The organism is Neorhizobium populisoli (assembly GCF_019430945.1).
Taxonomy (GTDB): domain Bacteria; phylum Pseudomonadota; class Alphaproteobacteria; order Rhizobiales; family Rhizobiaceae; genus Neorhizobium; species Neorhizobium populisoli.
On record NZ_JAHYCB010000035.1, the window covers coordinates 1 to 10,719 of the forward strand.

Here is a 10,719-nt window from a genome sequence, read left to right on the forward strand (position 1 = left end):
AGTTACCTTCGAGACCAAACCGTAATCCGGTCCCAGCAGCATCTCAGCCAACTTTTAGCGATTTTTCCAGAACAAAAGAAGTCGTCGCCTGCAGCGCCGCCGCCCTCGTTCTGTGAAGCGGGTTATAAGGGCCACTCCACACAACGTCAACAACGAAGATTCATAAAACTGAAAAAATTAGATAAGTGATTGAAATGGAAGACTATTTTCGGATATTCCAGCCCAACACGCCGTTTTATCGTCCGTTAACCACCCCCAGGCGCACCCAAAACCACTGCTTTATGGGCCCCGCCCGTACGAAGTAGCCTCTTCCGCAACGAGGTACTGCTTCGGTTCGTCCAGAAGGCATGTTGAAGACAGAAGCATAATCCCGATTGCAAGCAGATAGGTAACGACTATCACTTTGCGGCTCCTCACGACGCCGGATACTGCCAATTTTGGCGCGAACTCTCGATACGGTAACATGTTTAGCGGAGATCTCGTGATCCCTGTGCAAGCCAGCTTGCAAGGGATCGCTTCATCGAACGCTTTACCAGTTTGTATACGAGCCGTCTCGCCGCCGCAGGTGCGGCGCCTCCCAGAACTCGAAACTCTGCTTGGCGATCAGTTCCTCATTGACCTCCACCCCGAGACCCGGAGCATTCGACACCGGATAGTAGGCCCCCTCCAGCCGCGGCTGAACCGGGAAGAACTCCGAATTATCGAAGCCGAGATGGGTTTCCGCCGGGCTGTTGCGGGTTTCGAGCCAAGAGAAATTCGGCACCGCTGCCGAGAAATGCACCGTCGCAGCGGTGCAGACCGGGCCGAGCGGATTATGCGGCATCATGTCGACGTAATGCGTTTCGCTCCAGCCCGCGACCTTCATGCTCTCCGTCAGGCCGCCGACATTGCAGACGTCGAGGCGGTTGAACTGGTGAATGTCGCGTTCGATATAGGGCTGGAACTGCCATTTCGAAGCGAATTCCTCGCCGATTGCGAAGGGGATGTCCGTCATCCGCCGCAACGCTTCATAAGCACCTGGCGACTCGTCGCGGATCGGTTCCTCGATGAAATCGAGCGTGCCCTTCGGCATTTTCTGGCAGAAGCTCGCGGCTTCCGCCACCGAAAGCCGGTGGTGGTAATCGATGCCCAGCACCACATCGTCGCCCAGCGTCTCGCGGGTTTTCACGCACCATTTGGCGGTGGTGGCGATATGCTCGCGCGGCTCGTAGATCTCCTTGTGCTCGTGGCCGGAGGGCGAGAGGCGCATGGCCGTCCAGCCATGCTCGACCAGCATCTGCGCCTGCTCGACCATGGCCGGGCCGGGTTCGGCAAATGTGGTGGCGAAGGTCGGGATACGATCGCGCTGCTTGCCGCCGAGCAGTTCGTAGACCGGCACGCCGAGCGCCTTGCCCTTGATGTCGTAGAGCGCGATATCGATTGCCGAGATCGCCGCCTGCAATACCCGGCCGCCCTCGAAATACTGGCTGCGGTACATTTCCTGCCATAGCGCGCCGATCTTGAACGGATCACGGCCGCGTAGGAACTCCGCATAATGCTCCAGCGCGCCGACAACCGCCTTTTCGCGGCCGGAAAGCCCGCTTTCGCCCCAGCCGAGAATGCCCTCGTCGGTCTCGACCTTCACCAGCAGCTGGTTGCGGATGCCGACCTTGACGGCGTAGCTCTTGATCGCAGTGATCTTCATCTCTTCCCCCGAAATTACCAATGCCAAAGAGTGCCGTCTTCGAGACGGTTCACCGGCAGATAGGCGCGCTGGTATGGATATTTTTCCGCAAGCTTTTCATCGATATCGACTCCGTGGCCGATCGCCTCACCCGGATGCAGGTAACCATCGTTGAGGCTCCAGGCGCTAGGGAAGACTTCGAGGATTTCCGGCAGATAGCCGGAATATTCCTGAATGCCGAAATTCGGGACCCAGAGGTCGAGATGCAGGTTGGCGCCGAGGCAGATCGGCGACATGTCCATCGCCCCGTGGCAGGCGGTTCGAACGTTATAGACGCTGGCGAAATCCATGATGCGACGGAGTGCGGTGATGCCGCCCGCATGCACCGTCGTGGTGCGGATATAATCGATCAGCTGTTCCTCGATCAGCAGGCGCGCGTCCCAGATCGTGTTGAACACCTCGCCGACGGCAAGCGGCGTCGTGGTGTGCTTGCGGATCAGGCGGAAACCTTCCTGATGTTCGGCGGCCACCGTATCCTCCAGCCAGAACAGCCGGGCGAATTCGAGATCCTTGCCGAGGCGCGCCGCTTCGATCGGCGTCAGGCGATGGTGTGTGTCGTGAAGGAGTTCGATATCCGGCCCGTAGGCTTCGCGAACCGCTTCGAACAGTTTCGGCACATGCCGCATGTATTTCGAGGTCGACCAGACTTCTTCATGCGGGAAGGCGTCGTCGGATGCATTGTTGGTGACCGACTTCTTGCCGGTGCCATAGACATCCGGCAGGCCCGGAATGCCGACCTGAACGCGGATCGCCTTGTAGCCCTGCTCGATCCGCTTGCCGACCGCTTCGACGGCCTCGGCGATATCGGTGCCCTGCGCATGCGTATAGCACAACACCTTCTCGCGGCTGGCGCCGCCGAGCAGCTGGTAGAGCGGCATGTTGGCGGCCTTGGCCTTGATGTCCCACAGTGCAGTGTCGATGCCGGCGATTGCCGCCATGGTCACCGGGCCGCGACGCCAGTAGGCCCCCTTGTAGAAATACTGCCAGATATCCTCGATACGGGAGGGATCGCGACCAATCAGCAGCGGCGCCAGATGATCCTGCAGATAGGCGACGACCGCCTTTTCGCGGCCGTTCAGCGTCGCGTCGCCCACACCCGTTAGGCCTTCGTCGGTGAAGATTTTGACGGTGACGAAATTGCGTCCCGGCGAGCAGACAATGATTTTGACGTCGGTAATTTTCATGACTTATCCGTTGGCTGAAACTGTGCCCGAGGGCTTAAGCGTGGGGTCGTAGCGGAAGCGCTTGTGGATGCGCCGGTCGCGCGGGTCGGGATGCGGAATGGCCGAGAGCAGCGCGCGCGTGTAATCGTGCTGCGGGTTGTTGACGACCTGATCGGTCTCGCCCGTCTCGACGATCTTGCCGCTATACATGACCGCGACGCGGTCGCACATGTAGCGGATCACCGACATGTCGTGAGAGATGAACACGTAGGACAGGCCGAGCTGGTCCTGCAGGCTCATCATCAGGTCGAGCATCTGCGAACGCAGCGATACGTCGAGTGCCGACGTCGCCTCGTCGGCAATGATCAGCCGCGGCTTGACGGCAATGGCGCGGGCAATACCGATGCGCTGACGCTGACCGCCGGAGAATGCGTGCGGATACCGCTCCCGCCAGGCGGGATCGAGGCCGACCTGCCGCATCAGTTCTGCAACGCGGTGCTCCAGTTCGCTGCCGCTCACGCCGGCAAGCTTCAGCGGCTCGGCGATGATCTGGCCGACCGTCTTGCGGGGGCTGAGCGAGCCGACCGGGTCCTGGAAGATCATCCGCACTTCGCGGCGAACTTCCTTCAAGGTGCCCTTGTCGGCGGTGCGCAGATCGACCGTGCTGCCATCCGGGCGGCGATAGGCAATCGCGCCCGCCTGCGGATCGTAAATGCGCAACAGGCAGCGGCCCATGGTGGTTTTGCCGGAGCCGCTTTCGCCGACGATGCCGAGTGTTTCGCCAGGGCGGACGATCAGCGAAACGTCGTCCACCGCCTTCAGGCCGGAAGCGAAAGTCAGCGAGAGGTTCTTCACGTCAAGCAAAGGCGCCGCCTCCGCCGGAATTTCCGGCCGGGTCAGGCGGACCTCAGCCTTCTTCTCCAGCTTGACGACGGAGCCGATCAGCCGGCGGGTATAATCGTCCTGCGGCGCGTGGAAAATCTGTTCGACCGGCCCGCGCTCCATCACCTTGCCGCGATACATGACGATCACTTCGTCGGCGATCTCTGCCACCACGCCCATGTCGTGGGTGATGAACAGGACCGACATGCCGTGGCTCTGCTGAAGCCTCTTGATCAGGTCGAGGATTTCCGCCTGCGTCGTGACGTCGAGCGCGGTCGTCGGTTCGTCGGCAATCAGCACCTGCGGATTGCAGGCGAGAGCCATGGCGATCATCACGCGCTGGCGCATGCCGCCGGAAAACTCGAATGTGTAGCGATCGATCGCCGTTTCGGGACGCGGGATTTCCACCTGCTTGAGCAGCTCCAGAACGCGCGCCCGCTGGGCCTGTCCACGGATACCGAAATGGATGCGCAGCGCCTCGCCGATCTGCGTGCCGATGCGATGCACCGGCGACAGCGAACTCATCGGCTCCTGGAAGATCATGGCGATCTCCTTGCCGCGCACCGAACGGATGTCTTTTCCGCGCGGGTCGAGCTTGGCGAGATCGGTCACCGAGCCATCGGCGCGGGTCAGTTCGATCAAACCGTCCTCGATGCGGCCGGGCCGGTCGACGATCTGCAGGATGGAGCGGGCGGTCACCGATTTGCCGGAACCGCTCTCGCCGACGACGCAGAGCGTCTTGCCACGCTTCAGTTCGAAGGAGACGCCGTCCACCGCCTTGAAGATGCCGATGCGGGTCGGGAAATAGGTCTTGAGGTTCTCGACCTTGAGAATGGTATCGTTATTGCTCATGACACGGACTCGTATGGGTCTGCGGCATCGCGGAGGCCGTCGCCGAGGAAGTTGAGGGACAGGACCGAGATGACGATCGCGGCGGCCGGCGTGAACAGCAGCCATGGCGCCTGCGCGACCGCGCGGATGTTCTGCGCCTCCTGCAAAAGCACGCCCCAGGAAATGATCGGCGGCTGCAACCCGATGCCGAGGAAGGACAGCGCCGTCTCGGCAAGGATCATCGACGGGATGGCGAGCGTCAGCGTCGCGATGATATGGCTCATGAAGGACGGCACGAGATGGTTGAAGATGATGCCGATCTCGCTCATCCCGTCGAGCCGCGCGGCAATGACGAAATCCTCGCTTCTGAGCGACAGGAACTTGCCGCGCACTTCACGTGCCAGACTGGTCCAGCCGATCAGCGAGACGATCAGGGTGATGATGAAATAGGTCCGGAGCGGCGGCCAGCCGACCGGGATCGCGGCGGCAAGGCCCATCCACAGCGGGATGGTCGGGATAGAGCGCAGGAGTTCGATGCCACGCTGGATGCCGAGATCGAGCCAGCCGCCGAAGAAGCCGGAAATGCCGCCGATCGTCACCCCGAGGATGAGGCTCATGAACACGCCGACAAGGCCGATGGAGAGCGAGATCTTCGCGCCGTGAACGACGCGGCTGAAGATATCACGGCCGAGACGGTCGGCACCGAAAATATAGAGACTGTCGCCGATCTGCGGATTGGTGAGGCCGAACAGCTTGGTCTGCATGGGAATGAAGCCGAGCAGGTCATAGGGCTGCGCCGCCTTGACGAAGAAACCGACCGGGATCGGCTTGGCCGGGTCCGGCTGGAATTCGCGGCGCATGGACTCGGTGTTCAGCGTCATCTTCAGCTGCTTGACGTTGGGCTGGAACGAGCCGTCATGAAACAGCGACAGCATCTGCGGCGGCGCATAGGTGAAGCGCGCATTCGTTGCGTTCGGGTCCAAGGGCGCGATGAAATCCGCGAATGCCGCGACGAGATACATGAAGATGATCACGACGAGCGAGACGAGCGCGATCTTATGCTTCTTGAACTTGAGCCAGAACAGGCGCCACTGGCCGGCGACGGCAATGTCCTTGTTGCGCAGGTCGAGCGACGGGCCGGTATCCGGCGGAAGATTGGTGATGTCTGTCATTGGAACCGGATCCGCGGGTCGGTGAGAGCGAGCAGGATGTCCGAAATCAGCGTGCCGATAATGGTCAGGACCGAAATCAGCAGGATGAGCGAACCGGCGAGATACATGTCCTGTGCCAGCAGGGCGCGCAGAAGCAGCGGTCCCGTGGTCGGCAGGCTCATGACGACCGAGACGATGATCTCGCCCGAAATGACCGCCGGCAGGATCCAGCCGAGCGTCGAGATCAGCGGATTGAGCGCCAGCCGCACCGGATAGCGGATCAAAAGCTCGAATTCCGACATGCCCTTGGCGCGCGCCGTAGTGACATAGGGTTTGGAGAGTTCATCGAGCAGGTTGGCGCGCATGATGCGGACGAGTGCCGCAAGCGAGCCTAGCCCGATGACGATGACCGGCAGCCAGACATGCTTGGCGAAATCGATCAGCTTTCCAAAACTCCAGCCGGCGTCGATATAATCCGGCGAAAACAGGCCGCCGACACTTTGACCGAACCAGGCCGACATCACGTACATGGCCGACAGCGCCATCAGGAAATCCGGCACGGCCAGGAAGAAGAAGGCGAGGAAGGTCGCGCCGTAATCGGAGATCGAATATTGCCGAACCGCCGACAGGATACCGATCGGAATGGCGACAGCCCAGACGAAGCAGAGTGTCAGCAGCGACAACAGTAGCGAGAAACCGAGGCGGTTCCAGATCAGTTCCGTTACCGGCTTGCCGAGTTCGAACGAAATGCCGAAATCGCCCTGGGTGAGAATGCCCCACATCCATTTGTAATATTGGAAATACATGGGCTGATCGAGGCCGTAGCGCTCGCGCATGGCCGCGACCGTGCCGGCTTCCACCGCGCCGCCCTGGCTCGCCCAGTCGGCCAGCAGAGTGGTCAGATAGTCGCCCGGCGGCAGCTGGATAATGATGAAGGCGATGATGGAAACCGCAAACAAAGTCGGTATCGCAAACACCAGCCGCTTGATGATGTAACGGAGCATTTTCTTGCCGTTCGGTTTAAGCCGGAAAGGTCGGGCGGCGGCGCGTAAGCGAATGGCCCCTCACCCTAGCCCTCTCCCCGCACGCGGGGAGAGGGGACTTCAGAGAGTGCGGCATCTCTCCTTCTCCCGTCATTACGGGGGAGAAGGTGCCGGTAGGCCGATGAGGGGCAGGCGTCATTCTCGACCGCCCCCCATCCAGTCTCGGGAGGAGACTTATTTCGTAGGCTTGTCGAAATACCACTGGGTCAGCGTCGGAGCCGGGTGCCAGAGGTTGCCGGTGATCGGAATACCGTTCACGACGTTCTTCAGGTTGGTCGAGGTCATCATGTATTTCGGCATGGGGCGCGAGATACCGATGTTCAGGAAGTTGTCGGCCGAGAGATTGAGGAAATCCTTCATCTTCTGGCGACGGTCGTCGTCGGTGACGGCGGCGTTGACCTTGTCATAGGCGGCCATCAGGTCCTTGATCGCCTGAGGAGGTTCTTCGCCGGTCGCGTGGTTGGAATACCACTCGCTCCACTTCATGGCGAAGAAGATGTCGGCCTTCTGGAACGGCATGTAGCAGCGCGGATCGGTATAGACTTCCGAGAGGCCGCCGACGCAGTTCCAGATATAGGCGTCCTGCTCGTTGGCCGACCACATCGTGTTCAGGCGGGCCCGGTCGGTGGTGCGCAGCTGGATATCGATGCCGACATCCTTGGCGTATTTCTGCACCATCTGCATCACGTCCGGGTAGGACAGGCCGAAGACATCCGCCACCATGAAGTTGATGGTGAAACGCTTGCCGGTCTCGTCGAGACGGAAACCTTCCGCGTCCTTCTTCGGCAGGACCGTGTCGAGCACGGCCGCCGCAGCCTTCGGGTCATACTTGGTATATTGCGTGGCTTCGCGCTCGTTGAACAACTCGTGTTCCGGCTGCAGCGCCACCTGTGCCGGGGCGCCCTGACCGACCCAGACCAGATCGATGATTTCCTGGCGGTTGATCGCCTGGCTCAGGCCGATGCGGAAGTCCTTGTTTTGGAAGATCTTTTTCTTCACCGGATCGGTGGAGTTGAGGTTCAGCAGAATAACGGCGTCGTTGGCCGGCAGGTCCTTCACGTCGACGAACTTGTAATTGCCGGTCTTCTGGCCATCGAACAGCACCGACTTGAACGTTGCATTGTTGATGTGGCGGAAGGCGAAGTCGAACTCGCCGGAGGTCATCTTCAGCGCCATCAGCTGCGGGTCGTCGAGCTTGGCCCAGGTGATGCCGTCGATATAGGGGAGCTGGTTCCCGGCTGTATCGACCTTCCAGTAATACGGGTTGCGGGTCGCCACGACGCGGTCGCTGTCGGCATAGGCCGTAGTCAGAATCCACGGGTTCATCGTCGGCAGCTGGAGATTCTGCCAGAACTGTGGCTGGAAGGTCAGCGAGATCTTCGAGTTGAACAGCGCCACCCAGTCGCCGGCGGCCGGATTGGCCTTCAGCAGCGCCGGAATGCCGTCCTTGTTGTACTTCTCGTGGAACTGCTGGAGGTAATGCTTCGGATAGATGACCGGCAGATGGCCCTGGCCATAGGCGAGCTGCTGGATGAACAGGCCGTAGGGCGACTCGAACTTGAACTCGACCGTCAGGTCGTCGATTTTGGTCACCTTGACTGGCTTGCCGGCCACCGTGAAGGTCGGGTTCTTGGCCGGCGAAAGTGCGGCGTTCATGAACACGTCTTCGTACCAGAACATGATGTCGTCGGCATTGAACGGCTGGCCATCGCTCCACTTCAGGCCCTTGCGGAGCTTGAACGTGTAGGTGGTTGCATCATCGGACGCCTTGAATTCTTCGGCCAGCGACGGCACGACCTTCTTCCACTGTGGATCCCAGCGAACAAGCAATTCATTGGCGATCGTGCGGGTGAGGTTGTACTGGTCGCCATTGGCAAGGATCGTCGTGCGCAGCGTGCCGCCGTATTTGCCGACGCCGTCGATCATGGTTTCGACATAAGGCTTTTCCGGAAGGCGCTGTTCGACGGCGGGAATCTTGCCGTCCTTCACCTGTGCGTCAAGCATCGGTGCCTGCTTGTAATCCGCCGCCCAGGCCATCGTGCCCATGAGCGCGGTCGTCAAAAGCCCCGTCGACAGGACGAGGCCACGCAGCTTCTGCTGGTAACCCATATTCTCTCCTCCTCTGTACCGGCGTCGAGCCGGGATCCTCCCAATCGCAGGTCTTCGCGACCTTCGTGTTGCACGAAAACTTTCAGATCGTACATTCTTTGTCAATATCGATGTACAAATGAAAATGTTTTGCACTTGGCAAAGCGGGGACAAGTGCATTAAAAGCCAAATCAATGAGCACGATCACCAGCATCCGGCAAATGGCTGCCGACCGGGACGATTTGGTCGAGGACACCGGTTCCTCGATCTACGAGCGCCTGCGCGACGACATCATCCACGGCCGTGTGAAAGCCAATGAACGGTTAAAGGTGGCGGAACTTGCCAGCCGCATGGGCACTTCGACCAATCCGGTGCGCGAAGCGCTGCAACAGCTGCGCGGCGAAGGTTTCGTGATCATGACGCCGAACCGCGGCGCTCGCGTGCGGCCGATCGATGAGGAATTCGTGCGCGACATCTGCGAGATCGAAGTGCTGATCGAGCCGGCGCTCACCCGCTGGTTCGTCGGCATCGCGACTCAGGCCGATATCGACGAGCTGGAACGCCTGCAGGCGGAGATCGAGGCGCTGAATTTCGGCGACGAGATGAAACATTCCAATCTCGACCTGCAGTTCCACAGGCTGATGTACGACCGGCACTACAACCGCCACGCGGTCGATCTTTGGGTGCGGCACCGCCACATTCTCTGGGCGATCAGCCGCGGCTTCCCGACCTCGCTCAGCCGCCAGTCGAACGTGCTCGACGAACACCGCGAACTGATCGCCTGCATCAAGGCACAGGATGCCGAAGGGGCGGCGCGCGCCATCGGCCGCCACGTGGAAGGCTCCGGCCGCCACATCATCGAGCGGATGCGGCTCGGCAGGCATGCTGTGTGACGGGATATTGGAACGTCAGCTACTCGAGGTATAGCGAGCAGCTTCACAATTGATCAATCGAAACGCCGGATCCAAGCCAGCGTTTCATCAATTTGGTCATAAGGAGCCGGTAACACGAACAAACCGCGACGGTAGGCCTCAAAGCGGACCGGGTTTAGAACTTCCGCGACACGACGATAATCGTCGAGAACCAGACCATGGTTGACATCGCCAAGCTGTGGCCTGTCTCCTGCCTGAATAACCGCTCCAATCTCGACTCTTCTTCTCTGTGCTTCGGCTTTGACAATCGGTCGCGTCCTCAGGATCGCCATTCCCATATTGGCATATCCTCGCAAATTCTCATCGTGCTTATGGAAGAGGCCCGTCCTAAACTCAGTTTCGGGACAATATGTCCCATAAGCCCAAAAGCCAGACGCCAATCCCATGATTAATTCCAAGAGGAAAAAACAGGGCGCCGAGAAGCAGGAAGCCCCAAGTCTTCTCCGTAAAGCAGACGTAGATGTGATTGATCCAGCCACCGCATGAAGCGATAAATAAAAACAAGCTGGCAAGATTTCTCATGGCCTCACGCCTTCCTGAAGTGATCATGACGCGCAGCATCGGGTAGAAATTCGCGATCAACCTCGGCGTCTTCGTGGCCGTCACTTCTGAAATCTGGACCATGCTAGGGACGCCTCCCCGGCGTTTTGCCGTTCAAACGTCTGATCCATAGATTCCGTCCGTCATTAAAAGGGATGAAGGATTAGAACAAGGGTGGCGCCAAAACCTATCATTGTAAGACGTGGGAGCCGTCGTTTTGTAACGAACTTCCCGTCCCCCTAATACCAGTTGTCACTGATGCTGACTCTTGGGGTTCCCAAAGCCGGACGAATCTGAATCGATGGCGCAAACAGGAGGTTTGCGATGGGTTCAGCGCTTTCATTACGGTCGGACTTCGACGGAGCC

General features: G+C 59.8%; 10 protein-coding genes. 2 read left to right on the top strand and 8 right to left on the bottom strand.

All coding sequences use genetic code 11. The features are described from left to right. Positions 1 to 189: hypothetical protein (locus KX729_RS32880; protein ID WP_219746630.1), on the top strand; the 189-nt coding region annotated here is incomplete at its 5' end. Positions 190 to 529: 340 nt separating this feature from the next. On the opposite strand, the gene KX729_RS32885 is transcribed toward KX729_RS32880, so the two are convergent. From KX729_RS32885 to KX729_RS32910, 6 genes are all read right to left on the bottom strand, one after another. Next, positions 530 to 1,684, bottom strand: coding sequence for a mandelate racemase/muconate lactonizing enzyme family protein (locus tag KX729_RS32885; RefSeq protein WP_219746631.1), 1,155 nt, complete (start codon positions 1,682 to 1,684; stop codon positions 530 to 532). Positions 1,685 to 1,698: 14 nt separating this feature from the next. Then, positions 1,699 to 2,907, bottom strand: a complete 1,209-nt coding sequence (gene manD / locus KX729_RS32890) for a D-mannonate dehydratase ManD (RefSeq protein WP_219746632.1) — start codon at positions 2,905 to 2,907, stop codon at positions 1,699 to 1,701. A 3-nt stretch (positions 2,908 to 2,910) separates the two neighbouring features. Next, complete coding sequence (locus KX729_RS32895) at positions 2,911 to 4,620, bottom strand: ABC transporter ATP-binding protein (RefSeq protein WP_219746633.1); 1,710 nt, start codon at positions 4,618 to 4,620, stop codon at positions 2,911 to 2,913. Then, complete coding sequence (locus KX729_RS32900) at positions 4,617 to 5,771, bottom strand: ABC transporter permease (RefSeq protein ID WP_219746634.1); 1,155 nt, start codon at positions 5,769 to 5,771, stop codon at positions 4,617 to 4,619. The genes KX729_RS32895 and KX729_RS32900 overlap by 4 nt, the downstream gene beginning before the upstream one ends. Further along, a complete protein-coding gene (locus KX729_RS32905) occupies positions 5,768 to 6,754 on the bottom strand; it encodes an ABC transporter permease (protein ID WP_219746635.1) in 987 nt (328 codons plus the stop codon). The genes KX729_RS32900 and KX729_RS32905 overlap by 4 nt, the downstream gene beginning before the upstream one ends. Positions 6,755 to 6,967: 213 nt before the next feature. Further along, the gene (locus KX729_RS32910) at positions 6,968 to 8,902 is read right to left on the bottom strand and encodes an ABC transporter substrate-binding protein (protein ID WP_219746636.1); all 1,935 of its coding nucleotides are present in this window, start codon (positions 8,900 to 8,902) and stop codon (positions 6,968 to 6,970) included. Between the two features lie 173 nt (positions 8,903 to 9,075). Here KX729_RS32910 and KX729_RS32915 point away from each other — a divergent pair, with 173 nt between their 5' ends. Next, positions 9,076 to 9,774, top strand: a complete 699-nt coding sequence (locus KX729_RS32915) for a GntR family transcriptional regulator (protein WP_219746637.1) — start codon at positions 9,076 to 9,078, stop codon at positions 9,772 to 9,774. 53 nt (positions 9,775 to 9,827) lie between these two features. Here the strand turns inward: KX729_RS32915 and KX729_RS32920 are convergent, their stop codons facing one another. After that, the gene (locus tag KX729_RS32920; RefSeq protein WP_219746638.1) at positions 9,828 to 10,091 is read right to left on the bottom strand and encodes a type VI immunity family protein; all 264 of its coding nucleotides are present in this window, start codon (positions 10,089 to 10,091) and stop codon (positions 9,828 to 9,830) included. 55 nt (positions 10,092 to 10,146) lie between these two features. Then, complete coding sequence (locus tag KX729_RS34130) at positions 10,147 to 10,437, bottom strand: hypothetical protein (RefSeq protein WP_246618050.1); 291 nt, start codon at positions 10,435 to 10,437, stop codon at positions 10,147 to 10,149. Positions 10,438 to 10,719 lie beyond the last annotated feature (282 nt).

What these genes read in the sequence shown, in the direction of transcription:
- KX729_RS32885 (WP_219746631.1), bottom strand. Translation starts at nt 1,684, where the DNA reads ATGAAGATCACTGCGATCAAGAGCTACGCCGTCAAGGTCGGCATCCGC.
- manD (WP_219746632.1), bottom strand. Translation starts at nt 2,907, where the DNA reads ATGAAAATTACCGACGTCAAAATCATTGTCTGCTCGCCGGGACGCAAT.
- KX729_RS32895 (WP_219746633.1), bottom strand. Translation starts at nt 4,620, where the DNA reads ATGAGCAATAACGATACCATTCTCAAGGTCGAGAACCTCAAGACCTAT.
- KX729_RS32900 (WP_219746634.1), bottom strand. Translation starts at nt 5,771, where the DNA reads ATGACAGACATCACCAATCTTCCGCCGGATACCGGCCCGTCGCTCGAC.
- KX729_RS32905 (WP_219746635.1), bottom strand. Translation starts at nt 6,754, where the DNA reads ATGCTCCGTTACATCATCAAGCGGCTGGTGTTTGCGATACCGACTTTG.
- KX729_RS32910 (WP_219746636.1), bottom strand. Translation starts at nt 8,902, where the DNA reads ATGGGTTACCAGCAGAAGCTGCGTGGCCTCGTCCTGTCGACGGGGCTT.
- KX729_RS32915 (WP_219746637.1), top strand. Translation starts at nt 9,076, where the DNA reads ATGAGCACGATCACCAGCATCCGGCAAATGGCTGCCGACCGGGACGAT.
- KX729_RS32920 (WP_219746638.1), bottom strand. Translation starts at nt 10,091, where the DNA reads ATGGGAATGGCGATCCTGAGGACGCGACCGATTGTCAAAGCCGAAGCA.
- KX729_RS34130 (WP_246618050.1), bottom strand. Translation starts at nt 10,437, where the DNA reads ATGGTCCAGATTTCAGAAGTGACGGCCACGAAGACGCCGAGGTTGATC.